At 55.2% G+C, this 23,525-nt stretch carries 22 protein-coding genes (1 of these 22 running past the window's edge); 9 read left to right on the top strand and 13 right to left on the bottom strand.

All coding sequences use genetic code 11. From position 1 onward, the window contains the following. From accB to ACJJI5_RS21560, 3 genes are all read right to left on the bottom strand, one after another. Window positions 1-468 carry an acetyl-CoA carboxylase biotin carboxyl carrier protein gene (accB, locus tag ACJJI5_RS21570; RefSeq protein ID WP_282934436.1) on the bottom strand — a complete coding sequence of 156 codons (468 nt, stop codon included), beginning with the start codon at window positions 466-468 and terminating at the stop codon, window positions 1-3. A gap of 22 nt (window positions 469-490) precedes the next feature. After that, window positions 491-946: a type II 3-dehydroquinate dehydratase gene (aroQ, locus tag ACJJI5_RS21565; RefSeq protein WP_444914846.1), complete on the bottom strand. Its 456-nt coding sequence runs from the start codon at window positions 944-946 to the stop codon at window positions 491-493. A gap of 259 nt (window positions 947-1,205) precedes the next feature. Further along, window positions 1,206-2,999 carry a protein-disulfide reductase DsbD family protein gene (locus ACJJI5_RS21560; protein ID WP_444914845.1) on the bottom strand — a complete coding sequence of 598 codons (1,794 nt, stop codon included), beginning with the start codon at window positions 2,997-2,999 and terminating at the stop codon, window positions 1,206-1,208. A gap of 129 nt (window positions 3,000-3,128) precedes the next feature. On the opposite strand from ACJJI5_RS21560, the gene ACJJI5_RS21555 reads away from it, so the two are divergent. The 4 genes from ACJJI5_RS21555 (at window position 3,129) to ACJJI5_RS21540 (ending at window position 6,893) form a co-directional block, all read left to right on the top strand. Beyond that, the gene (locus tag ACJJI5_RS21555) at window positions 3,129-3,857 is read left to right on the top strand and encodes an N-acetylglucosaminyltransferase (protein ID WP_444914844.1); all 729 of its coding nucleotides are present in this window, start codon (window positions 3,129-3,131) and stop codon (window positions 3,855-3,857) included. Further along, on the top strand, window positions 3,854-4,315 hold the full coding sequence (locus ACJJI5_RS21550) for a copper chaperone PCu(A)C (protein ID WP_413664261.1): 462 nt from the start codon (window positions 3,854-3,856) through the stop codon (window positions 4,313-4,315). The genes ACJJI5_RS21555 and ACJJI5_RS21550 overlap by 4 nt, the downstream gene beginning before the upstream one ends. A gap of 35 nt (window positions 4,316-4,350) precedes the next feature. Continuing rightward, complete coding sequence (locus ACJJI5_RS21545; protein ID WP_444914843.1) at window positions 4,351-4,920, top strand: YajG family lipoprotein; 570 nt, start codon at window positions 4,351-4,353, stop codon at window positions 4,918-4,920. 179 nt (window positions 4,921-5,099) lie between these two features. Next, complete coding sequence (locus ACJJI5_RS21540) at window positions 5,100-6,893, top strand: putative bifunctional diguanylate cyclase/phosphodiesterase (protein ID WP_445355130.1); 1,794 nt, start codon at window positions 5,100-5,102, stop codon at window positions 6,891-6,893. Between the two features lie 51 nt (window positions 6,894-6,944). Here the strand turns inward: ACJJI5_RS21540 and ACJJI5_RS21535 are convergent, their stop codons facing one another. Further along, window positions 6,945-7,943 (bottom strand): adenosine kinase, encoded by a 999-nt coding sequence (locus tag ACJJI5_RS21535; protein WP_413664263.1) that lies wholly within the window; start codon window positions 7,941-7,943, stop codon window positions 6,945-6,947. A gap of 385 nt (window positions 7,944-8,328) precedes the next feature. Here ACJJI5_RS21535 and mrcB point away from each other — a divergent pair, with 385 nt between their 5' ends. Then, window positions 8,329-10,911, top strand: a complete 2,583-nt coding sequence (gene mrcB / locus ACJJI5_RS21530; protein WP_444912056.1) for a penicillin-binding protein 1B — start codon at window positions 8,329-8,331, stop codon at window positions 10,909-10,911. Window positions 10,912-10,954: 43 nt separating this feature from the next. Here mrcB and hemB read toward each other — a convergent pair whose 3' ends face one another. The 7 genes from hemB to ACJJI5_RS21495 form a co-directional block, all read right to left on the bottom strand. Next, a complete protein-coding gene (gene hemB, locus ACJJI5_RS21525; RefSeq protein ID WP_444912057.1) occupies window positions 10,955-11,965 on the bottom strand; it encodes a porphobilinogen synthase in 1,011 nt (336 codons plus the stop codon). Between the two features lie 112 nt (window positions 11,966-12,077). Next, complete coding sequence (locus ACJJI5_RS21520; protein WP_445355129.1) at window positions 12,078-12,704, bottom strand: GntR family transcriptional regulator; 627 nt, start codon at window positions 12,702-12,704, stop codon at window positions 12,078-12,080. Window positions 12,705-12,713: 9 nt separating this feature from the next. Next, on the bottom strand, window positions 12,714-13,886 hold the full coding sequence (locus tag ACJJI5_RS21515; RefSeq protein ID WP_445355128.1) for a benzoate/H(+) symporter BenE family transporter: 1,173 nt from the start codon (window positions 13,884-13,886) through the stop codon (window positions 12,714-12,716). Window positions 13,887-14,046: 160 nt separating this feature from the next. Continuing rightward, window positions 14,047-15,330, bottom strand: coding sequence for a glutamate-1-semialdehyde 2,1-aminomutase (gene hemL, locus ACJJI5_RS21510; RefSeq protein ID WP_445355127.1), 1,284 nt, complete (start codon window positions 15,328-15,330; stop codon window positions 14,047-14,049). Between the two features lie 179 nt (window positions 15,331-15,509). Continuing rightward, entirely contained in the window at window positions 15,510-16,295 is a 786-nt protein-coding gene (gene thiD, locus ACJJI5_RS21505) for a bifunctional hydroxymethylpyrimidine kinase/phosphomethylpyrimidine kinase (RefSeq protein WP_413664269.1), read from the bottom strand. Window positions 16,296-16,377: 82 nt separating this feature from the next. Then, window positions 16,378-16,800: a protoporphyrinogen oxidase HemJ gene (gene hemJ, locus ACJJI5_RS21500; RefSeq protein WP_282934420.1), complete on the bottom strand. Its 423-nt coding sequence runs from the start codon at window positions 16,798-16,800 to the stop codon at window positions 16,378-16,380. 33 nt (window positions 16,801-16,833) lie between these two features. Further along, complete coding sequence (locus tag ACJJI5_RS21495; RefSeq protein ID WP_444895295.1) at window positions 16,834-18,585, bottom strand: chloride channel protein; 1,752 nt, start codon at window positions 18,583-18,585, stop codon at window positions 16,834-16,836. 170 nt (window positions 18,586-18,755) lie between these two features. Here ACJJI5_RS21495 and argC point away from each other — a divergent pair, with 170 nt between their 5' ends. From argC to erpA, 4 genes are all read left to right on the top strand, one after another. Continuing rightward, window positions 18,756-19,802, top strand: coding sequence for an N-acetyl-gamma-glutamyl-phosphate reductase (argC, locus tag ACJJI5_RS21490; RefSeq protein WP_282934591.1), 1,047 nt, complete (start codon window positions 18,756-18,758; stop codon window positions 19,800-19,802). Window positions 19,803-19,855: 53 nt separating this feature from the next. Then, entirely contained in the window at window positions 19,856-20,599 is a 744-nt protein-coding gene (locus ACJJI5_RS21485; protein WP_444895294.1) for a DUF6776 family protein, read from the top strand. Between the two features lie 33 nt (window positions 20,600-20,632). Next, entirely contained in the window at window positions 20,633-21,076 is a 444-nt protein-coding gene (locus tag ACJJI5_RS21480; RefSeq protein ID WP_282934417.1) for a bactofilin family protein, read from the top strand. Between the two features lie 162 nt (window positions 21,077-21,238). Then, a complete protein-coding gene (gene erpA / locus ACJJI5_RS21475) occupies window positions 21,239-21,592 on the top strand; it encodes an iron-sulfur cluster insertion protein ErpA (RefSeq protein WP_108731633.1) in 354 nt (117 codons plus the stop codon). Between the two features lie 22 nt (window positions 21,593-21,614). Here erpA and ACJJI5_RS21470 read toward each other — a convergent pair whose 3' ends face one another. Both ACJJI5_RS21470 and ACJJI5_RS21465 read right to left on the bottom strand, forming a co-directional pair. Further along, the gene (locus ACJJI5_RS21470) at window positions 21,615-22,724 is read right to left on the bottom strand and encodes an anhydro-N-acetylmuramic acid kinase (RefSeq protein ID WP_282934416.1); all 1,110 of its coding nucleotides are present in this window, start codon (window positions 22,722-22,724) and stop codon (window positions 21,615-21,617) included. Window positions 22,725-22,739: 15 nt separating this feature from the next. After that, window positions 22,740-23,525, bottom strand: partial view of an OapA family protein gene (locus tag ACJJI5_RS21465; RefSeq protein ID WP_444895293.1) — the 3' portion only. The gene runs 594 nt beyond the window's last position; the window shows 786 of its 1,380 coding nt (coding positions 595-1,380); the start codon falls outside the window, past its right edge — the gene reads right to left on this strand; the stop codon is at window positions 22,740-22,742.

Here is a 23,525-nt window from a genome sequence, read left to right as displayed (position 1 = left end):
TCAGACGATGGTCACGAGGGGCTGGTCAAACTCAACCGGTTGGCCGTCTTCCAGCAGGATCGACTCAATGGTGCCGGCCTTGTCGGCTTCGATCTGGTTCATCATTTTCATCGCTTCGACGATGCACACAACATCGCCAACTTTGACCTGCTGGCCCACCTTCACGAAGGCCTCGGCGCCAGGACTGGGGGCAGCGTAATAGGTGCCTACCATTGGGGACTTCACCGCGTGCCCGCTGATAGCCGGCTTGGACTCTTTTTCAGCTGGGGCAGCAGGAGCGCTGGGCGCCGGAGCAGCGGGGGCGGCAACCGGTGCGGGAGGCGCGCTGTAAATCGGTGCAACGGGTTGGGCTGCGCTGCTGACGCCGCGACTGATGCGCACGGACTCTTCGCCTTCTTTGATTTCCAGCTCGCCGATATCCGATTCTTCGAGCAGCTCAATCAATTTTTTAATTTTGCGGATATCCATAGTTATTTACTCGCAGTTTGATTCATTGTTGTGCAGGTGTGGCATCCAGTTGATGGATGGCTGCCTGTAGAGCCAGGGTGTAGCTGTTGGCGCCAAAGCCACAGATTACGCCGCAGGCCAGATCTGAAAGATAGGAATGGTGTCGGAAAGCTTCCCTGGCGTGGGGATTGGACAGGTGAAGCTCAATAAACGGGATGGCAACGGCTGCCAGGGCATCGCGCAAGGCGACACTGGTATGGGTGAACGCAGCGGGATTGATCACGATAAAGTCGACCCCACTGGTCGCCGCCAAGTGGATTCGTTCGAGCAGGGCTGATTCACTATTGCTCTGCAGGACTTCCAGTTCGTGGCCGGCGGCGTCGCACTGGCGCTCGGCGGCTTTATTGATATCCGCCAGGGTGGTAGACCCGTAGATGTGCGGTTCGCGACTGCCTAAAAGATTTAGGTTGGGGCCGTGAAGGAGAAGAAGTTTAGCCATAATTCGCCCTGAAGAAAGTTGCCGAAAACCCATATAAAGTGGGTTAAAATTGGCTATCTTGCGGGCAAACTCGAAATTTCGGCCTAGCTGCCCGAACTCATTAACCGAGTCTGCCGCAAAAGTGACTCCCTGTCCATGCCAGACTCGGAGTTTATCGAAGTTAGCAGCAGTTCGGCGATATTGGGCAAAAAATTAGTTCAAAATATCCGGGCTGTGGCCTGTTTACCTTGGGTTATTGGCTACAAAGGCGTCAAAAACTTTACTGAGTCACCCCAGTGCTCAAAGGGGAGTCCACAGCGTTCTCCAATTCCTGTAGTAAATCATCTTGAGAAAGTATTTGCGGCAGTATTTTTGCGTCGCCCCCATCGGCGGGATAGAGGAGATACAGCGGCACACTGGTACGCCCGTATTTGGCCAATAATTCGCTGATTCGCGGATCCTGGTTGGTCCAATCTCCTTTCAGCGCGACCACGTTGAGGCGCTCCAAAGCATCACTGACCTCGGTGCTCGACAGCACAGCTTTCTCATTCATCAGGCAGGTGATGCACCAGGCCGCTGTCATATTGGCCAGAACTGCACGCCCCTCACTGCGTGCAGTCTCCAGTCTCTCTGCCGAATAGGGCTCCCAGTAATCGCTGCTGGACAATTGTTCAGACTGATTGATGGTTTTCAGTTGCGGAAGTAGAAAAACGGCCAAGGCCAGGGAGGCCAGGGCCAGGGAACCGCGCAGCCAGTGCCATTGCGGACGCGGCCAAAGCCACAGGGAAAATGCAATGGCTACAGCACCAGCCAGTACCAGGGCAACTCCATCCCCCCCGGCTTGTCGGCCCAGAACCCACAGTAGCCATACCGCAGTGAGATACATCGGGAATGCCAACAACTGCTTTAGGCGATCCATCCAGGGGCCGGGTTTGGGCAGCTTTTCCGCCAGAGCGGGGATATAGGTCAACAACAGGAAGGGGGCCGCCATACCGGCGCCAAGGGCGGCAAAAACACTTAGCGCAATTAGCGCGGGCTGCGTAACAGCAAACCCCAGTGCGGAGCCCATCAGCGGTGCAGTACAGGGGCTGGCCACCAGGGTTGCCAGCGCGCCGGATGCCACAGAGCCCGACAATCCCTGACGTTTATTCAGGTTGCCGCCAATACCCATCAGGTTACTGCCGAGCTCGGTCATTCCGGACAGACTCAACCCCATGATAAAAAACAGGTAGGCGAGTGCTGCCACCAACCAGGGGGATTGAAGCTGGAAGCCCCAGCCGACAGCTTCTCCGCCGGCGCGAAGGGCGAGCATCACAGCGGCGATAGCCACAAAGCTCAAAACTACGCCCAGTGTATAAGCCCAGCCGTGGTGGTGCCTTTGGCTTGCATTTTGTGCCGCCTGGCTCACTGCCAGTAATTTAATCGACAGTACTGGGAAGACACAGGGCATCAGGTTCAGGATCAGGCCACCGGCAAATGCGAGAAGCAGCGCCAGTGATAAGGTGACATTGCTACTGCCTGCGGCACCGCCAGCACTCGCTGGCGGAGTGGGCGCGCCTGTAATTAAGGCGCTGTCCTGCGGTTCTATATCCTGACTGGCAAAATCCACACTGTAGTATCGGGTCTGAGGTGGATAGCAAAGGCCAGCATCTGCGCAGCCTTGATAGTGGAGCTCCAGTTGGGTGGAACCGCTGGTTTCAGGGATATCCAGGGCAAATTCGAGCTGGCCTCGGTAGACCTCAGTCTCTTTCTCGAAATAGTCGTCCCAAATGACTTCACCGGTTGGCAGGTTTAGGGGGATGGGAGTTTTTTCACCATTATCGACTCTGTACAGCGCCAGTTTTTCGCGATAGAGGTAGTACTCTGGGGCAATCTGGAAGAGTGCACTGAGGCCGTTGGCATCAAAGAGCAGATCCTGCTGATAAGCTTCATCGACCGGCAGGAAAGAGTTTTCCTGGGCGCTGCTCAGCGAGGCAAAAGGGTTATCGGAATTCTGCGCTGCAGCTCCAATGCTGGTTATGGCCAGCAGGATTGTCAGCAGAACGAGGAAATTTTTTCGGAAACTTTTGGTCATCACAGCCATAGATGAAAAAATTCATTATAGTCGGGCGCATAGTTCAGACTGCTGCACCAGACGGGGGTTCAGTCGCCGCAGCAGTATAGCGACGCCAGTGGTACAAAAAAACAACAATAGGGGATTGTTTTGCCGTCATTTGAACGCCTTCACAGCCTTGGGGTTTTACTGCTACTGGCATTTTGCCTGGGGGCCTGCTCATCCAATAAGCCCGCACCTAAAACGGTTGTCCCTCCTCCCGCCCCTAAAAAGACGCCATCCCAAGACCAGGTTCGGCGCAACAATATTTCCTTTTTTTTGAGTCGTGCGGAACAGGCGCTACGCAAAGGGCATCTAACCCAGCCTGCCGGTGCCAGTGCCTACGACTATTACCTGCGTGTATTGCAACTGCAACCGGATAACAGCAAGGCAGAAACCGGTATTCAAACCATTGTGGTCACCTATGTTGAGCGGGCGCGGGACGCCCTGCGTCGCAGGGATTTTGGGGCGGTGAATACCCTGTTGAAACGGGCCGAGATGTTGGCCCCGGCCAATCCGCTGGTGGCTGAAGTGCGTACACAGTTGGTCCGCGAGCGGGGGAGAGCGCAGCTCGATTTACCACAAGGGGAGGTGATAGGTCTGCCAGCCGGTGAACTCGCAACAAGGTCTGCCGGGTTGGTGGAACAGTTGCAGCGAGTAGCGGGCAGGATTCGCAGCGAGCAGCTGCGCGTCATTATCGTAGCGCGCACTGATGCTGAGGGCCGTTGGGTTTATCAGCAACTGCGCGAGGCTGTACCCGGGTATCGGGTGCGTGGAGATATCAAAGTCGGGAATCCGGCGAAACTGATTCTGATTAAGCCCAGCGGAGGGGCACCATGAAAAAAGTATTGGCATTTGCCTTTTTAATCACCGCACTCCTTGTGTCTAAAGGCGCCTATTCCATAGGAATTACAGCGGAGGGGTATGCCCGGGAAACTCCTCCGGGACCTTCGATGAGCGCTGCCTTTGTGTCGCTGCACAACACTGGTGATTCGAGTCAGGTACTCACGGGTGTGGAGTTGCCGGGTGTTGAACAGGCTTCGGCAGACCTGCATACCACAATATCGGAGAATGGAATAAACCGGATGCGCCCGCTGGATCAGCTGACGATTGCCGCCGGGGCAAGTGTAGATATGGCTCCCGGTGGAGTTCACTTAATGATTAAAGGTCTGCGCTTGCAGGCGGGGGAAGAGTTGCCGTTGCGACTGCTTTTTGCCGATGGCAGCAGTGTAGATATTCTTGTGCCAATAGTTCGGATGAGTGATGAGGGGGAGCACCACCACCATCACCATGGCTGAATTGGCAGTTTTTTTGAAGTGAGGGGGAATTAAACATGAAGAAGTTATTGGTTTTTGCCGGTGCGCTGCTACTCAGCGCTTGTGCTCACAGCCCGCTGCAAATTTGGCTGCAGCCTCAGGTTCAGGTTGCTCCTGAAGCGATAGGCGAAGGCTTTAGTATGAGTGTGATGGGAGTTAATGAACTGCCCTCTGGCGGCTTGGGATCATTGGGTGGTGTTTATGCGGATACTGCTCAGGTAAGTATTGGCAATGACGCTGGTGAGGCTATTGCGGCGGGATTGCGTGAGGGTTTTTCAAATTGGTCATTCCGAATTACCGATAGCGCGCCGGAAGTTCAGGTGATCGCAAAATTGGTAAAACTCACCTACAACAGTCCAAATACGGTTTATACCACCGAGATTGACACCTCTGCTGAAATTCACCTGGAAGTGAAAATTGGTCCTCGCACTTATTTCGGCACTTACAGCGCTTCCGGCAAAGATCGGAACCTGGTTAAGCCCAGCCGTGAAGAAGTCCAAAGCCGTGTGAATGGACTGCTCAGCACAACTCTACAACGAGTATTTGAAGACGAGAAATTAAAAAATTTCTTGCGCAGCAATCTGTGAATGTGCAATTTATACATTTGTAGAAAAAACTCGGCTGGGAGGCTGGATAATTGAATAAAATCGGCGATCGTGGGCGATGATGTCGGTAACCTTTTTCGGTTATGGCCTGTCGCAAGGCACCTCCCCGCTACTGGGAAAGGTTTGCGCTTTGCTCTGTTGTGTTTTGAGTGAGTTTTCCCGTGACGCTGTTTAATCCAGAGGCCGCAAGTTACCTCGGCCCCCTCGCCCAGTTGGAAGAGGGGCTGCGCCCCTGTGAGCAGATCAGTTTACAGGCGGCGGAGGCGGCTCTCGGTGAAGTTGCCGATGGTGTCATTGTCACCGATGCTGCGGGTACGGTGGTTTACACCAACCCCCTGGTCAACGAAATGACTGGGGACCTGGTTGGACTGCTGCCCGGCCAGCCACTCAGCGAAGGTTTGCGCCTGTGCAATAGCCGGGGCGATGCGATAGAGCCGATACTGCCGGCATCCAGTGACCTGGGTGAAGTACCCAGAACCAGAGAGTTTAATGCCTGTATTGAGCGCCCAGGGGAAGAGCATGTCCCGCTTGAAGTGACCGTGCAGGTAATGGCTCTTTGGGATATGGGGGTGCTAAAAAATTATGTTTTGGTGCTGCGGGATACCTCTGCCGCGCGCCGGGTTTCCACCCGCCTTATGTGGCAGAGCAGCCACGACGCCTTAACCCGACTGCCCAACCGACAATTCTTTGAGAGTGAGCTGCAAAGTCAACTCAGCCTCTGTATCGATAAACGCCAGCACCATGTATTGCTCTACCTGGATGTTTATCAATTCAAAGTTATTAACGACACACTGGGCTTTGTTGCCGGGGACCAGTTGTTGGTTCAGTTGGTGGAGTTAATCAAGCGCTGCCTCTCCAGCGACGATCTGTTTGCCCGAGTCGGTAGTGATGAGTTTGCGATACTATTGCGCGACTGCACCCTGGAAGAGGGTGGTCGTGTGGTGGCTCGGCTGCGCGACTCTGTGCAGAACTTCAGTTTTTTCTGGGAGGGGAATGACAACCGGGTCGCGGTGTCGATCGGTGTTGTTGGAGTCGATCACTTTACCCCCAATGCCAGTCAGTTACTGGCGTCGGCCAATGATGCCTGTTGCAGTGCCCGCGAGCAGGGCAGAAATCGCGTTAAGCTGTTTGGTGACTCCCGCAAGGTATTGGAGAAGCGTCGCGAGACCACTTGGGTTGCGGAAATTCACGCGGCTTTGCGGGAAGACCGCCTCATGTTGTACCGGCAGCCAGTGGTTTCACTAAAGGGGGACCGCAATGTCCACCACTATGAAATCCTGGTGCGGATGCGCGGCCGTGATGGTGGAGTGATTTCACCGGGGCTATTTTTGCCAGCCGCAGAGCGCTACGGCTTGATCGAGGAAGTGGACCGTTGGGTAATTCGCCGGGTCTTTGACTATATGGCCCAGGAGCAGCGCCTGGGGATGGGCGGAATTAATTATGCGGTCAATATTTCCGGTATCAGCCTGGGGGATGAGACCTTTGCTGATTTTGTGCTGCAGTCTTTGTCCGATGCCGGTGTAACGCCTTCGCGGGTTCAATTTGAAATTACAGAAACCAGCGCCATCAATAATCTCGAGCGAGCCCTGATATTTATCCACAAGCTGAGAGCCGCCGGTTGCAGCTTTGCCCTGGATGACTTTGGTCGCGGTGTTTCCTCCCTGGCTTATCTGCGCCAGCTGCCGGTAGATTTTCTTAAAATCGATGGAAGCTTTGTGCGCAATATGCTTGAGGATGAAATTGATAGCGCAATGGTAAGCACTATTGATCACTTGGCGAAGAGAATGGGTATCAGCACTATCGCCGAGTATGTAGAGAGCCCGGAGTTAATGGAAAAATTGAGCCAGATGGGGGTGGACTATGCCCAGGGGTTCGGTATTTCCGCAGCGACGGGGCTGCCGGAGCTGGATAGCTACCCGGGGATGCTACACCATTCCAGAGGGCCCAAGCCGTAGGGGCCCCTGGAAATCATGTGTCTATAGATAACTGCTATTAGGCAATTGCTATTAAACAACCGGTGCGAGTAATTCGGAGTGCTGCTCGGCTTCTAGTCGCGGGCCGTATTGGCTCACCACCTGGGCGGCAGCGCGGCAAGCGAGCTCGCCGGCTTCGGTAAAACTCATTTCGCGGTTGATACCGTAGAGGAAAGCACCGGCAAACATATCGCCTGCGCCGTTGGTATCGATGGCGCGGACTTCGGGACTCTCTATGCGGTGAACATCGTTGCCGTCCCATAGCAGTGCGCCATCGGCGCCCAGGGTAATCGCGAAACTGCGGCAGTAATCGCGCAGCGCTTCAACGGCGCCCTCCACAGAGTCGGTACCGGTAAAGCCCAGAGCCTCATCCCGGTTGCAGAACAGCATATCCACACCGCCGCCAATCATTTCCCGCAGCCCTTCGCCGAAGAACTGAACCATAGCCGGGTCAGACAGGCTGAGAGCGGTTTTAACTCCGTGGGCTTCGGCTTCTTCGCGAAGCTTGATCGCTGCGGCACGGCCCGTTTCAGAGGAAACTAGGTAGCCTTCGATATAGGCCCACTTGGAGGCGGACAGTGCATCGCTATCCAGCTCAGCGACTGAGAGCTGTTCACTCATTCCCAGATAGGTGTTCATACTGCGTTCGGCATCCGGGGTGATAAGCACCAGGCATTTGCCGGTAGTGCCCTCATCAGCTTGCTTCAGTGTTTCGGGGTAGTCGACCCCGGCGCTGTTAAGGTTGTTTCTGTAGAAATCACCATTCTCGTCAGCGGCAACTTTGCACGAATAGAAGGTGCGGAGACCGAAATAGCTGGCAGCAATGACCGTATTGGCACCGGAGCCGCCGCAGGCCAATTTGGCAGTGACCATATGGTTTTGAAGGTCGTCTACCAGCTGTTGCTGACGGGCGTCATCTACCAGGGTCATGATTCCCTTTTCCACGCCAAGGCTGCTCAAATCCTGGTCCGACACTTCGATTTCTGTATCGAGTAGGGCGGCACCTATGCCGTAGAGATCGTATTGCTGCATATCATTCCTATTCGGGCTTATTGTCTACATTTCCGCCGCATTATGGACGTGATTTTGCCAAGTGCAAGGCATTGGGGAGGGCTGGCGACAGCAAACCCTCACATAGGCGCTTGTTACATCTTGGTGAACTTATAGGCGGTTGCTGCGGTCAATCCTCGCACAGGTGTAAATAGCACCTTCACGTAAACCGCCAGGTGATAGATACTGCCAAGCCTGGATTTTAGCCCGCTAATTGAGTGGGCCCGCCAGTGCTGAAAGGCACTGGCAGCAAGATACCAGCGGAGCTGCCACCTGCTGGTACCCTGCCTTCGACTCTTCGATTGGGGCTGGTTAGGTCTCATGAGTCGCTTGATGTACTGAGTTGGCAGCGGGACTGAATCCTCATATGGCATCAACGAAACGCCGGCGCGTCAGAGCGTCAAAGCCCAAACGACGATATCGCTGGCTCAAGCTGCTAGTGCTTTTAGCCCTGGTGGGCTCCCTGGCGCTGGCAGCGTATATGGCTTACCTGGATGTGCAGCTGCGCGAGCGACTGGATAGCCGTCAATACCAACTCCCCGCCCGAGTCTACGCTCGTCCGCTGGTGCTGCGCGAGGGTATGGCAATGCATCCGGATGAGTTGGAGTCCGAATTTGCTGCCTTGAATTACCGCAAGCAGGGCACTCTGAGTGAGCCTGGTTCCTGGGTTCAGGACGGAATGAATTACAAGGTCTGGCGCCGGGACTTTATCCATGCCAATGGCCGCCAGCCTGCTGCAGTGGTCTCCTTCCGTCTGCGCAATGATCAAATCAGCGGCCTGCGTGATGACAATGGCCGAAGCCTGGCAGAGTTTCGCCTGGACGCAGCTAATATCGGCTCTCTACTAGGGGGAGGTGACGACCGCAATCCAGTGCGTTTCGATGATATTCCTCCCTTGGTAGCCAATACCCTGATTGCTGTTGAGGACCAGGACTTTCTCAATCACTTTGGTGTTTCCCCTCGCGGTATTGCCCGGGCCATGGTGGCCAACGCAAAAGCCGGACGATTGGTACAGGGTGGCTCCACAATTACTCAGCAGTTGGTCAAAAATATCTTTTTTGACCATAAGCCCAGCCTGAGGCGTAAATTCAACGAGGCCCTGATGGCCATCCTGATGGAGGTGCACTACGACAAGCGCTATATCCTGCAGGAATACATCAACGAAGTATGGTTGGGTCAGCAGGGTGCCAGAGGTATTTATGGCTTTGGGTTGGCCTCTGAATTCTATTTCCAGCAGCCCCTGGACACCTTGGAACCCCATCAGGTAGCGCTGTTGGTGGGGCTGGCGAAAGGTGCGTCTTACTACAACCCCTGGCGCAATCCCGAGAGAGCACTGCAAAGGCGCAATACCGTGCTGGAATTGATGCTGGAGCAGGGGCTGATTACTCAGGAGGAGTTCCAGAAGTATTCCGCCAAGCCTCTGGGGGTGGTCAAGGGTGGTGTCGGTGCGCAGAATCCTTACCCGGCCTTTACTGAGCGGCTGTTGATTGAATTGCGTCCCTACTACTCCTACGAGGAATTGCGCACTTCGGGTTTACGGGTTTACACCACCTTGGCCCCTTCGGTGCAGAAGTTGGCGGAGGAGTCCATCAGTCAGGGCGTTAGCCAGCTGGAGAAAGACCGAGGGATCAAAGCCAATTCACTCCAGGCCGCGACAGTATTGTTGGATAATCGCAACGGCAATGTGCTCGCCATGGTGGGAGATCGGAACCCGGACTACCCAGGCTTCAACCGGGCGCTGGAAGCCCGCCGCCAGGTGGGCTCCCTGATTAAGCCGGCTGTGTTTCTCACTGCTCTAGAGCGACCGGAAGAGTACAACCTGGCCACCCTGATCGATGATGCCCCGGTGAGAATTGAAGAGGCGGATGGCGATGTATGGATGCCGCAGAACTTCGATAAGCGCGCTCACGGACAGATACCGCTATATATCGCTCTGGCCAAGTCCTATAACCTGGCGACGGCCCATTTGGGATTGGATCTCGGCCTGCAGAATGTGCGCCAGACGATTCGCCGCCTGGGTGTTGAATCCAGGCTCCCCCGAGTGCCGGCGATGTTGCTTGGTGCTGTGGAGATGACCCCGTTCGAAGTTGCCGGTATGTACCAGACCATCGCGAACAATGGTGAGACGGTACAGCCGCGCACACTGCTGGCGGTTTCCGATGCCCAGGGCGGCCGTGTACAGCACTTCCGCCGCAAGGCTAATCGCGGTGTCGACCCCGTTCCAGCTTACCTGTTGCGCTGGGGGCTGGAGCAGGCCATGCGTGAGGGTACCGGACGCCGCTCTGCCAAGCGCTTGCCAAGTAGCATCGCCTTTGCCGGGAAAACCGGAACCACTAACAATAACCGCGATAGTTGGTTTGCGGGCTTCTCGCCGGAAGTAACCGCTGTAGTCTGGCTCGGGCGCGACGACAATGAGCGCACGCGCCTAACTGGCTCCACCGGCGCACTGCCGATCTGGACGGAGATTATGCGCAAGCTGCCCCATCAACATGGACCGGCAGAGATGCCCCGAGGAGTGGAGCTTAAGTCAGTGAACTCCCGGGGGCAGTTTATGGACCCGGATTACTGTCGCGGTGGTTATGAGATTCCTTTCTCCTACGAGAGCCAGCTGCAACCGGCGCCGGAATGTCGGGGGCAGAACCGCTGGCGCTGGTTCCGCAATCTATTTGGCAATGGTCGCGACGAAGCGGCTCCCAGAGAGGAGATGAGTCCCGGTTGGGGGGTGGATACCAGTGAGCAGCAGATGCGCGATCAGCGCCGCCAACAATTGCAGGAACAACTTCGAGGTGACGATGCGGAAGAGTTTGGTGTAGATCCCGAGTATGGCTCCGATTATGAAGAGGAGCCCCTGGAGCTGCCAAGAGATAATACTTTTGGCGGGAGGGCTCACAGCGTACCGGTAGAGGAAGCCCAGCCGGTGGGGCCTGACCTGGAAGATCAGTGGCCCTAGGGAAGGTAGCGCGCGATTGAATCGCGCGCTTTATCGCCGGCTATCAGTCTTGCAGCAACTGTGCGGCTTCTTCGGCGAAATAGGTGAGGATGCCGTCGGCACCGGCGCGCTTAAAGGCCAGTAAGGACTCCAGAATAACCGCCTCTCGCTTCAACCAGCCATTTTCAAAGGCGGCGCAGTGCATCGCATACTCCCCGCTCACCTGATAGGCGAAAGTGGGAACCCGCAATTCTTCTTTTACCCGACGCACTATATCCAGGTAGGGCATACCGGGTTTCACCATCACCATATCTGCGCCCTCTTGCAGATCCAGGGCGCACTCGTGCAATGCCTCATCGGTATTGGCGGGGTCCATTTGGTAGCTTGCTTTATTGCCACCTTTCAAGTTCCCGGCAGAGCCCACTGCATCGCGGAAGGGGCCGTAGTAAGCGGAGGCATATTTAGCGGCGTAGGACATAATCAGGGTATTGCTGTGGCCCGCGCCTTCGAGAGCATCGCGAATGGCTCCGATACGGCCATCCATCATATCCGAGGGGGCCACCATATCGGCACCGGCTGCAGCGTGTGACAGGGCCTGCTGTACCAATACCTCAACGGTTTCGTCGTTGACGATATAACCGCTGTGGTCCATCAGCCCGTCCTGGCCGTGGCTGGTAAAGGGGTCCAGGGCTACATCGGTGATAACTCCCAATTCCGGTACCGCATTTTTCAGCTCGCGAACAGCCCTTTGTGCCAAGCCATCGGCGTCGTGGGCGGCACTGGCGCAATCGGACTTTGCCGACGGGTCGACTACCGGAAACAGGGCTATTGCGGGGATTCCCAACTCTTGAACTGTCTTCGCTTTCTTGGCCAACAGGTCTACGCTCAGGCGTTCAACACCCGGCATTGAGGCGACTTTTTGGGTTTCGTTACGCCCCTCAATAACAAACAGTGGCAGGATCAAGTCGTCACTGCTCAACTGGGTTTCCCGCACCAGTCGACGGGAAAAATCCTTTGCACGCAGGCGACGCAGGCGAGTGTTGGGGTAGGCACCACGGCCGAATCTTTGGCTCATCGGGAAATTACTCCGGCTATCCATAGGGCCGCAGAAACCCCGCAGCCGCAATTGGCAGCCATCATATCAAATTGCCGCAGTGGGTGATTTTCGATTGCTGAGGGAAAGCGGTTTAAAAATGGGGCTGATGTAAGTGCCTTACCAATAGTTTGCCGGCGGCTTCTATATGTTTTGCCAGCAGTGCGGCGGCTTGGTCCCCGTTTCCCTCTTGGAGTGCATTGAGTATTGCAAAGTGCTCGTCCTGACTGGTGTCCTGGTAATTCAGACCGTGGGATTGGTAACCGATATAACGCTCACATTGCCGGTGCAGTTGCTCGACGGTACTAAATAGCGTGGGTCTTGCAGCTGCCCGGTAAATACAGGCATGGAACTCCCAATTCATTTTTCCGATCTGCTCGGCGGAGAGTTCAGGTTTGGCTTGCATGGATTCCAGAATATCTCTGGCCCGCCCCAGGATCTCTCTATTAAGGTTTTCCAGTGCCAGGGATTGCAGCAGCGGCTCCAGGCGCATGCGCATCAGGTAGAGGTCTTCCACTTCAATAGGGTCAAACTGCGGCACTGCGACGCCGCGTTTTCCGTGTCCGGTTAACCAGCCCTCATTTTTCAATCTTTGTAGAGCGTCCCTAACCGGAATACGGCTCACGGCGTAAAGCTCTGCCAGTTCGGCTTGCTTTAGCACCTGGCCGGCGGCGAAGCGCCCATGCTGCAAGTCCGACTTAATTTTTTCGTAGAGGCTCATTGATGTTTATTAATTCCTGCGCTTGAAAAACCAGTAACACATCAGCCCCCCCAGCAGGCCCCAAAAGGCAGAGCTAATGCCGAAGAGGCTGATACCGGAAGCACTGATCAGAAAAGTGATAATTCCGGCTTCGCGACTGTCGGCCTCGGCTGTTGCGCCAGCCAGGCTGCTACCAATGACGCCAATCAGTGCCAAGCCGGCGAGGCCGGCAATCAGCGACTGGGGGAAGGCGCTGAATAATGCCACAACGCTAGCGCCACAGAGGCCCACCAACAGATAAAAAATACCGGCGGCAATGCCGGCGGTATAGCGTTTGTCGGGGTTGGGATGGGCTTCCGGGCCGGTGCAAATAGCAGCGGTAATAGCCGCCAGATTAAATGCAAAGCCACCAAACGGTGTCAGCAATAAAGAGGTGAGGCCGGTGCCACTAATAACAGGAGATATAGGCACTCTACTGTAGCCACTGGCGGCCAGGGTTGCCGCTCCGGGCAGGTTCTGAGAGGTCATAGTGACGATAAAAAGAGGAAGGCCAATGCCAATTAAAGTGGAGAGACGGAATTCTGGAGTGACCCAAACAGGGTGTGCCGCTTGCCAGCCGATCTGGGCCGATGCAATGAGTTGCAACTTCCAGCAAGTCGCCACTCCAGCCGCTAGTACCAAAATAATGGCATAGCGAGGCGCCCAACGGCGCCCGACTAGATAGGTCAGTAACATGATGCCGACCAATAGCGGTTGTGCCTGCAGAGAAGTAAATACTGAGAGACCAAATTGCAGAAGTATGCCTGCGAGCATAGCGCTGGCAATCGGTGCCGGCACCATTCGCGCTACCCGCTCAAAGGCTCCGGACAAGCCCACGAGGAGTGTTAACAGGGCGCTAAACGCAAAAGCACCAATCGCCTCAGCAATGGGTATGCCACTTAAACTGGTGGCCAAGAGTGCAGCACCTGGAGTCGACCAGGCAGTGATTACCGGGGCGCGGTAATACCAAGAGAAGGCAATACAGGTAATGCCCATCCCCAGGCCCAGGGCGCCAATCCAGGAGGCGATCATCGCTTCACTTGCGCCAGCTGCACGCGCGGCTTCAAAGACTATGGCGGCGGAACTGGCTACTCCCACCAGCACGGCGACAAAGCCTGCGCTGATGGCTGACAAGCTGGTATCTGAAAACGGTGAGTTTTTCAAAATGTATACCTTTTATATTTTGTATACATTTTTAGCTGTTAGTTTTTTTGAGCGCAATAACTTTGCGGTGAAGCGACTGGGGCTTTATAGGAGGGGGGTAAAGTTAAGCGGGCATAGAAGCAGCACCCGCAGGCTGCGGGTGCTGGAGAGAGGTGGGCAATTAGCCGAGGCGGGCGAAGACGCGTTCAGCGGCAGTGATTGTGGCCTCAATATCCTCATCGGTATGAGCTGCGGACATAAACCCTGCCTCATAGGAGGCAGGTGCCAGGTAGATACCTTCTTCCAGCATGCCGTGGAAGAAACGGTTAAAGCGCTCGTTATCGCAGGCCATTACCTGTTGATAGTTAGTTACTTTAGGTTCTTCGGTGAAGAAGAAACCGAACATGGTTCCGGCCTTATTGGCGGTAATTGGGATACCTGCGGCCTTACCAGCCGCCAGGATGCCCTCTACCAAACGGTCGGTTTTGGCAATTAAAGGCTCGTAGAAGGCGGGTTCTTCCACCAAACGCAGGGTTTCCAAGCCCGCGACCATAGCCACAGGGTTACCGGACAGGGTGCCCGCCTGGTAAACCGGACCCAGGGGGGCGATTTGTTCCATGATCTCGCGTTTACCGCCAAAGGCGCCAACGGGCATACCGCCGCCGATGACTTTGCCGAGGGTGGTGATATCCGCTTCGATACCGTAGAAGCCCTGGGCCCCGGTCAAGCTCACCCGGAAGCCGGTCATCACTTCATCGAGAATCAACAGGGCACCGTGCTGGTCGCAAACTTCGCGCAGGGTTTCCAGGAAGCCGGGTACCGGCGGAATGCAGTTCATATTGCCGGCAACAGGCTCGACGATGATACAGGCGATTTGATCGCCCAGCTCTTCGAAGCAGCTGCGCACACTATCAGCATCGTTATAGCTCAAGGTGATGGTGTGATCTGCCAGGGCGGCGGGAACGCCGGGAGAGGAGGGTACACCCATGGTCAGGGCCCCGGAGCCGGCCTTAACCAGCAGGGAGTCGGAGTGGCCGTGGTAGCAGCCCTCGAACTTCACAATCTTGTCGCGCCCGGTAAATCCACGGGCCAGGCGAATCGCGCTCATGGTGGCTTCGGTACCGGAATTGACGAAGCGCACCAGGTCCATGTTCGGCCACAGGCGGCAGAGTTCTTCGGCCAGTTCGGTTTCCAGTTCGGTTGGTGCACCGAAGCTCAGTCCCGATTGGGCCTGTTCCACCACGGCTTCAATGACTTCCGGGTGTGCGTGGCCCAGCACCATGGGGCCCCAGGACTGTACGTAGTCGATGTAGCGTTTCTCGTCTGCATCGTAGAGGTAGGCGCCCTCGGCACGGCGGATAAACACCGGGGTACCGCCGACTGCGCGAAAAGCCCGTACCGGAGAGTTAACGCCGCCGGGAATATACTGCTGTGCTTCTGCGAAAAGCTGCTCGGATTTACTCATAAACTTAATTCAGGTTCTGCATAAAGGGCCTGGGGAGCATTATCGCGGGGGTGGCGCCTGAGGACAATGTGTAGATTGGCGACGACCGGTCACAGACTGTGTAGACAGAAGATCTCACCGCCACGGGAACGGTGAGACTGATCGGGGCAGGGGCGAAATTTGTGTCAGCAGCTCCAGGTTTAGCGTTCGCACCAGAACAGCCGGTTGGGGATCGGTCTTCCCATGCCCAGGCGCCGGCTGTCTTTGATCGCACTCCAGGCGTACTGCTGACTGCGGGTAACCGCTTCGATAATGGTCAGCCCGTGGGCGATATGGCAGGCAATGGCAGTAGCGAGGGTGCCGCAGACGCCATAGGCCGCTGGCTGCAAGCGCTCCCACTTGAACTCCCGCATCAGGCCGCGCTCATCGTAGAGCCGGTTCTGCAATTGTTGCTCGTGGGGCACGCCAGTCAGCAACAGGTAGCGACAGCCGGATTCGAGGATTTCCTGGGCCATGGCATCGAGGACATCGGCCTCCACAGCCATGGCGCGAGCTTCCCTGCGGTTGGGGCACACCATGGTCGCCTTGGGCAACAACAGCGACACCATAGCCTCCCACAGAGGTGGGGCGAGTACGCTATCTTTGTCGGCCAGTGTGGCATCGGGGTCGATAACGACGGGAATATCCGGGTAGTCGTGGAGTACGCTGTGAAGCGCGCGCACATTCTCCACAGAGCCCAGGTAGCCGACCTTGATCGCGGCGATCGGCATGTCTTCCAGAACGGCCCGGGTTTGTTCAATTAGCAGGCTGTCGTCGACTGGGGCGACACCCAGCAATTCACCGGTGTTACACACGCTGATGGCGGTAACTGCCGAGGCCGCATGGCAGCCGAGACTGACCGCTGTCTCAGTATCTGCGGCAATTCCGGCGCTGCCGCTGGGATCGTGGTGAGTAACGGTCAGAATAACGGGCTGAGGTGTATCCATAAGTGCTCTACATGACGGCCATTAGCTGTGCGCCTAATTCTAGTTGCTGAGCGCCTTTGACAAGGAATGAATACGCGCCAAATTAAAATGGCTTTACGACAACCAAAATGACGATGGCGACAAGTGCAACTGCTGGGAACTCATTAAATATTAGGAAGTAGCGGCGGCTGCGGGTAACGGTTCCCCGGGCAAACTTGCGAACATAGGCGCCACAGATATGGTGATAGCCCAGGAGGAGCACAACAAAAGTCAGTTTTGCGTGCATCCAGCCGGCGGAGGTGTAGTAGGCCGGGTTCAAGCTGTAGAGCCAGATGCCCAAGGCAACGGTAGCCAGCATGGAGGGAATGGCAATACCGCGATAAAGGCGGCGTTCCATAATACAGAAGCGGTCGCGGCTAACGGCATCAGTGGCATCGACATGGTAGACAAACAGTCGAGGCAGATAAAAAAGTGCGGCAAACCAGCACACCATCGCAATAATGTGAAAAGCCTTGATCCACAGCATTGAAAGTCCCCTTAAAAGAAACGGGAAGAAAAATTACTTCCGGTAAAAGTTGTTAATTTGTAGCGGCAGAATAATGCCCGCCGTGCGATTGTCCAGCGAGCCGCTTTTATGACGGCAGATATACAGGCCATCCGCGCCACTTCTCTCCAGCTTTTGCGAGGCCTCCAGCATTGTCGCTCGCCAACTTAGGGACGCCAGCTGTTTGCGTTCACCGGGTAGTCTTAATAAATCGATCATTTCTCCCGGGTCTAGTAATTTATCTGATGCGGAGGAAGCCTGTTTTTCGCTCTCGACCGCCTCATTCGCACCACCGCGAAGAAAAGTTGCCAAGTCTGCTGCACGCAGTAGTTGCGGTGCCGGCTCCTTGGGTAAATCGATAAGAATCCACTCGGGGTGTTGATTAATTAATTCTTTTGCCGCAGCGCGGGTAATTTCCCTAGGAGTCACAACAAAGCTCTGATTCATTTCGCTGGCAACTCCGACACTGCTCAGCATTTGCTGTCGCCAACTTGGCATTCCCGCTTTATTCAGGGCGCGCAGCGTTTCATGATAGAGACCGATAGTGGAAAAGAGTTGGCGGCTTACTAATGTGGCCACCACGATCATCATCATTCCAGGGAATAAAATATGTGGGTTATAGGTAAGTTCCAAGATAGCGAGTAGCGCAGCTAGAGGTGCATTGAGCATGGCAGCCATCATTGCTGCCATACCCACCATGGCATAAAAGCCAGGGCTCGCTGTGTGCTCACCCAGCCACAAGTTAGCCAGGCCACCGGCAATACCACCGATACAGGCACCGATAATCAGGCTGGGGCCTATTACCCCACCGGGAATTCCGAGCCCTGCCCCCAAAGCGGTTGCGACTAACTTCGCGGCGACAATAGCAATGAGTGTCGCGACCCCCAACTCCCCCAGCATTGCCACCTGCAAGGTGTCATATCCACCGCCCAGGATTTCCGGTACCCAGATACCCAAGGTGCCAGTAACAAGGCCAACCAAGAGAAATCGAAGAAGTGGGGAGTAACGTTGCTGGGGAATCAAAATACGCTGGGAGCGGATAAATAATCCGGCGAGAACCCCAATAACCAGTGCGCACACAAAAAGTAGCGGCAGCTCGGCAAGGGAGTTGAGTTGAATCGCGGGTACATTAAAGTCCGGCTGGCTACCGAAAGTCAGCTGGGTGATGGTGCTACCGGCAACAGCCGCGAGAATTATCGGTAAAAAACCTGCCACAGTATATTCCAGCATCACGACTTCCATCGCGAATACCACGCCCGCCAGCGGGGTATTAAAGGAGGCCGCAATTGCTGCGGCTACACCACACCCCAGTAGGTTGCGACCGGAATTATTGGGGAGCTTCAGCGCCCTGGCTAACCAGCTGCCACTGGCTGCTCCCAAGTGTACAGCTGGGCCTTCCCGCCCCACCGAGTGGCCGCTAATTAAAATTATTGCGCCGGCAAAAAACTGTAGCAGGGCATTTTGCATTGGCATTTGCCCCTGGTGGTTGTAGAGCCGGTCCAGGACATGGACCACTCCCACCTGGCGGCGTCTGGGATTTAGAAATAAATAGATACATCCCACTGCCAGAGAGCCGATGACTGGCAATGCGAAGCGCCAGAATGGAGGAAGGGATTCGTAATTTTGTGGGATTGATAAAAACAGCGTGGTCGGCCACTCCATCGCCAGCCGAAAAAGTACAGTTACCCCTCCGGCCAGGATGCCGGTGATCAGGGCCATTCCCAGCAAAGGCGCCAGCGCGTCTTTGGAGGAAAGCTGTAAGCGCATATTTTCGAGGCTGCCAGGCCTGACTAAATAACGCGAAAATGACTTTTTTAGTGAGTTCCTTGGGGGCTGTGACACCGCACATCCTTAAAATGCTGGGGCTTGTGGTAGAGTGCCTGTCTGGTTTTACGATTATCGTCTCAGTTGGCGGATATACCGGAGATTTTAGCAAGGTGATAAAAGTAGCGATTGTCGGGGGCACCGGCTATACAGGGGTGGAATTACTTCGGCTTCTCTCAACACATCCACAAGCGGAAGTTACCGCAATCACCTCCCGTTCGTTGAATGGTACCCCGGTTGCCGAGCTTTTCCCTAGCCTGAGAGGGCACTCGCAGCTGTCTTTCTGTAGCCCCGATCTCGAACAGCTGGCGGATTGTGACGTTGTATTCTTCGCTACACCTCATGGCGTTGCCCAGGCCCAAGTACCGGCACTTATTGAACGCGGAGTTCGAGTGATCGATTTGTCCGCCGATTTCCGTTTGAAAGATATACCTACCTGGGAGCAGTGGTACGGCCAAGCCCACGCCGCTCCGGAATTAGCTCAAAGCGCTGTTTATGGTTTGCCAGAAGTTAATCGGGAACAGATTGCCAATGCGCAGTTGATAGCCTGCCCGGGCTGTTATCCCACCGCGATTCAATTGGGATGGATACCGCTTTTGGAAAAGGGCCTGGTAGAACCTGGTGAGCTGATCGCCAGTGCGGCCAGTGGTATCAGTGGAGCGGGGCGACAGGGTAAGACCGACTTGATTATGGCTGAGAATAGCGACAACTTCCGCGCATATTCTGCCGCCGGGCACCGTCATTTACCCGAGATTGAACAGGGGCTTCGTCGAGTGCAGGCCACTGAATCCTCTCCCGCGCAGGTGACTTTTGTACCGCATTTACTTCCCATGATTCGCGGTATCCACGCTACTTTATTTGCCCGCTCAGTGGGGAAGGTTGATGCCGATGAGCTTCAACAGATCTTTGAAAACCGCTATAAAAATGAGCCTTTTGTAGATGTGATGCCGGCGGGCAGCCACCCTCAGACTCGTACGGTTAGAGGGACCAATATGTGCCGCATCTCGGTATTGCAACCCCAGGAGCGGGATACGGTACTGGTATTATCGGCCATTGATAACCTGGCCAAAGGCGCGTCCGCCCAGGCAATCCAGAATATGAATATTATGTTTGGCTTAACTGAGACGTTGGGCCTGGATAGCCCGGCACTGCTGCCTTAGAATCGGGTGTTTCCCGACAATCGATAAATCCCGGATAAGACTTAGCAGATTTCATGGTGCTCAAAGTTAAAGGCAGCAAGCAGTACCGCATGAAAGTGGTGCCTCATAAACCCTTCTCTGGTGTCATTGCCGTAGTGGGGGTCGTTTTTTTGGTATTAGTGACCTCGGCGGGGTCCTATTTTGCCGGACAGTATCAGCTGCGCCAGAGCCTCGATCGCAAGACACTGGAGCATACTCAAGTACTCGATCGTGTTACCGCGCTCCAGAGTGAGAATGAATCCCTGCGAATGAGGGTTGCCACTGCAGAGCAGTCGCTGACTATCGGTGAGCAGGCGAGTGAGTCGGTACGTGCGGAACTGGTGCAGAAAGAGAGCCAGATCGCAGAGCTAAAGCAGGAAATTTCTTTCTATCGCGGCGTCATGGCCCCTGAAGATGGGGGTGAGGGGGTGTCCATTGGACGCTTTATCCTCTCGCAGACCGGCGATCCAAAAAGTTACCAGTACAAGTTACAGATCAAACAGTCCGCAGCGCGTCGAGATGTTGTAAAAGGCACGGCCACATTTACCGTAGTGGGCCGTCAGGATGGGGAACCGAAGAGTTACTCTCTGAAGGAACTGTCGGAGCAGGTGGATAGTGAGTCGATTCAGCTGCGTTTTAAATATTTTCAGAATATCGAGGGAGAGCTGCGCTTGCCGGAGGGATTTGTGCCCGAAGGTGTGGAGTTGTCACTTAAATCTTCTGGGCGCAAGGGCTTTAATATTGAGCAGCGCTACGGTTGGTTAGTACAGGAAAGTTAGCATAGGTGCCAAAGGCACGAGGTTTTGGGGATTATGTTAAGAAAAAAAGAGAAACAGATAACTATGGCCAATACCGGTAGTAACCACACGACTTTGATCGCTCGTCAGACTGAGATCAGCGGTGATATCCACTTCCGTGGCAACCTGGTCATCGAAGGTAAGGTGCGCGGCAATGTTACCGCTCACAGTGATAGTGATGCGCGCCTGCAAATTGTGGATGGCGGCATCATTGAGGGTGAAATTCGTGTGCCTCAGGTAGTGATCAATGGCAATGTGAAAGGGGATGTGTTTGCTGCGCGCCACCTGGAACTCGCTTCCAAGGCAATGGTAGAAGGCAATGTACACTATAAGCTGATCGAGATGCTGAAAGGTGCCCAGGTAAACGGTGCCCTGGTATCCAGTGCCGACCTGAGTAGCGCGGGTGAGCCCCATATGCTCGGCTATTCCGAAGATGAAACTGTCATTGAAGCCTCTTAAGTCCGGGTAGTACTGGCTGGCGCTGGTACTTTGTTGTACCGGCCTACCTGCCGGTTAATACTTGACTGAATTGCTGGGTTTAAGCAAGATGACGCCCCCGGGGCTGCACTCGTTATAACTTTTATACGAGCGGTGAATGTCCCGATGAGTTGAGAGAGACTTATGTCAGAAGCTGTATCCTTTTCTCCCGCGCCACTCGTGGTCACAGACAAGGCTGTGGCCAAGGTAAAAAGCCTGTTGGAAGAGGAGGGCAACCCGGAGTTGAAACTCAGGGTGTTCGTGACCGGAGGCGGCTGTTCCGGTTTCCAATACGGTTTTACCTTTGATGAATTGGTTGCCGAAGATGATGCCATCATAGAAAAGGATGGTATTCAGGTCTTGGTGGATGCGATGAGCTACCCCTACCTGGTTGGCGCCAATGTTGATTACGAAGAAGGCCTTTCGGGGTCGCGCTTCGTAGTACAAAATCCCAATGCGTCCGCTACCTGTGGCTGCGGCTCCTCTTTCTCTATTTGAGAAATCCTAACCCGCCCTATTATCAGGGCGGGTAAATAGCCCCTAGAACCGCCTCTTTCTGCGCGCCAGTCACTCCCGGGCAATTACCGGGCAGCCCTCTCAATGTCTGGCGGGCTAACCAGGCAAATCCAACGGCTTCGAGCCAGTCTGCGTCAATACCGTAACTGCCCGTGTCAGTAATAGACCAGGTGGGCAAGCGGCGCTGTAATCGCGCAACCAAGTCCTTATTTTTTGCCCCGCCCCCGCAAGTGAGCAACTCGCCGCCTTCGGCAAAATTATGCACGGCGTCGGCGATACTGGCTGCGGTCACTTCAGACAGGGTCGCCTGCACATCTACCGGCGCTACTTCCAAACCGGCGCAGGCCTGTTCGAGCCAGCTGGGGTTAAAAGTTTCACGGCCAGTGCTCTTGGGTGGCTCGGCGGAGAAATAGGGATCTGAAAGAAGGCGGTTGAGAAGTTCAGCATTGGCGCGACCGCTCGCGGCCCAGTCTCCATTTCTATCGTAGGGCTGGTTTTTGTGTAGGTTCACCCAGTAGTCGAGCAATGCATTACCTGGACCCGTGTCATAGCCGTAAACCTGGCCATCTGCCGTCAGCTCAGTGATATTGGCCATCCCCCCAATATTGACCACAGCACGGCTTCCATCAGTTTTGAAGGCGGCCTGGTGAAACGCCGGCATTAAAGGCGCTCCTTGACCACCGAGAGCGATATCCCGGCGACGGAAATCCGCAACGGTGCAGATGCCCGTCAGTGCTGAGATGGTGTTGGGGTCACCGAGTTGCAAAGTAAAGGGAGAAGTCACTGTGCCTGGGGGGCGGTGGCGTACAGTTTGGCCGTGACTGCCAATGGCGGTAACAGACTGACCCTCAACACCGGCTCGGGCTAGCAGGGTATTGGTGGCCTCGGCAAAAACCTGTCCCAGTTGCCGGTCTAACTGTCCAGCGCGATCCAACTCTGAAGGGCCGGGGGCACAGAGGCTGAGGATAGCCTCGCGCAGGCCGCTGTGAATCGGGTGGGCTAGCGCAGCCAGGATCCGGGTGTTTATTTTTTCTTCATCGCCAAAATCGACCAGCACCGCGTCAATGGAGTCAACGCTGGTGCCGGACATCAGGCCGATAAACAGATCGGGCATATTCGTTGGCGCTTGTTAGGGGCTTTCTTCATCCAGTTGAGCCAAAGCCGGCCCCTGGAAGTTTTCTAGTTTCGCCAGAAGTGGCTGGGTCTGGTTTTTAAAACGGATCATCTCAGAAGTCGGTACCGACTTTGCCTTGGGCAATTTGCGCACAATGGTGGCGGGGTTGCGATGTCTGCCATCCACCAGGAATTCGTAGTGCAAGTGCGGGCCGGTGGCATAACCGGTAGACCCCACAGTGCCAATAACCTGGCGCTGCTTAACGCGCTGGCCCTTTTTGACTTTGCGCTTGGTTAGGTGGAGATAGCGGGTTACATACCGTTCGCCGTGCTGGATAAATACGTAGTTGCCGTTGGGTTTGCTATAGCCGGACGCGATAACCCGACCATCGCCAGTAGAGTAAACGGGGGTGCCTCTTGGAGCGGCATAGTCGGTGCCATTATGAGGTCGGCGTGACTTGAATACAGGGTGCAGGCGGCTTGGGTTGAAGTGAGAGCTGATGCGGACTATGTCCAGCGGTGTGCGGATAAATGCCTTGCGCATACTTTTGCCTTCAGGCGTGTAGTAATTGGCATCACCACTGTTATCCACATAGCGTACAGCGCTAAAAGTTCTTCCCTGGTTGGTAAAACTGACCGCCAGGATAGGACCGTTGCCAATTTTCTCCCCATCCAGGAACAACTCTTCGAACATCACACTAAAGTTGTCGCCCTTGCGAATATCGAGGGCAAAGTCGATATCGGAGCTGAATACATCCGCCATCTCCATTATCAGGCTGTCACTCAGCCCAGCATCGCTGCC

The organism is Microbulbifer maximicatervae (SeqCode) (assembly GCF_052467955.1).
The sequence above is the reverse complement of the archived record's forward strand: the minus strand, read 5'-3'. Positions and strand labels throughout refer to the sequence as shown.

Excerpts from the sequence above, each read along its gene's own strand:
- accB (WP_282934436.1), bottom strand. The coding sequence starts at position 468 with ATGGATATCCGCAAAATTAAAAAATTGATTGAGCTGCTCGAAGAATCG.
- aroQ (WP_444914846.1), bottom strand. The coding sequence starts at position 946 with ATGGCTAAACTTCTTCTCCTTCACGGCCCCAACCTAAATCTTTTAGGC.
- ACJJI5_RS21560 (WP_444914845.1), bottom strand. The coding sequence starts at position 2,999 with ATGACCAAAAGTTTCCGAAAAAATTTCCTCGTTCTGCTGACAATCCTG.
- ACJJI5_RS21550 (WP_413664261.1), top strand. The coding sequence starts at position 3,854 with ATGAAAAAAGTATTGGCATTTGCCTTTTTAATCACCGCACTCCTTGTG.
- ACJJI5_RS21545 (WP_444914843.1), top strand. The coding sequence starts at position 4,351 with ATGAAGAAGTTATTGGTTTTTGCCGGTGCGCTGCTACTCAGCGCTTGT.
- ACJJI5_RS21535 (WP_413664263.1), bottom strand. The coding sequence starts at position 7,943 with ATGCAGCAATACGATCTCTACGGCATAGGTGCCGCCCTACTCGATACA.
- mrcB (WP_444912056.1), top strand. The coding sequence starts at position 8,329 with ATGGCATCAACGAAACGCCGGCGCGTCAGAGCGTCAAAGCCCAAACGA.
- hemB (WP_444912057.1), bottom strand. The coding sequence starts at position 11,965 with ATGAGCCAAAGATTCGGCCGTGGTGCCTACCCCAACACTCGCCTGCGT.
- ACJJI5_RS21520 (WP_445355129.1), bottom strand. The coding sequence starts at position 12,704 with ATGAGCCTCTACGAAAAAATTAAGTCGGACTTGCAGCATGGGCGCTTC.
- hemL (WP_445355127.1), bottom strand. The coding sequence starts at position 15,330 with ATGAGTAAATCCGAGCAGCTTTTCGCAGAAGCACAGCAGTATATTCCC.
- thiD (WP_413664269.1), bottom strand. The coding sequence starts at position 16,295 with ATGGATACACCTCAGCCCGTTATTCTGACCGTTACTCACCACGATCCC.
- hemJ (WP_282934420.1), bottom strand. The coding sequence starts at position 16,800 with ATGCTGTGGATCAAGGCTTTTCACATTATTGCGATGGTGTGCTGGTTT.
- ACJJI5_RS21495 (WP_444895295.1), bottom strand. The coding sequence starts at position 18,585 with ATGCGCTTACAGCTTTCCTCCAAAGACGCGCTGGCGCCTTTGCTGGGA.
- ACJJI5_RS21485 (WP_444895294.1), top strand. The coding sequence starts at position 19,856 with ATGGTGCTCAAAGTTAAAGGCAGCAAGCAGTACCGCATGAAAGTGGTG.
- ACJJI5_RS21480 (WP_282934417.1), top strand. The coding sequence starts at position 20,633 with ATGTTAAGAAAAAAAGAGAAACAGATAACTATGGCCAATACCGGTAGT.
- erpA (WP_108731633.1), top strand. The coding sequence starts at position 21,239 with ATGTCAGAAGCTGTATCCTTTTCTCCCGCGCCACTCGTGGTCACAGAC.
- ACJJI5_RS21470 (WP_282934416.1), bottom strand. The coding sequence starts at position 22,724 with ATGCCCGATCTGTTTATCGGCCTGATGTCCGGCACCAGCGTTGACTCC.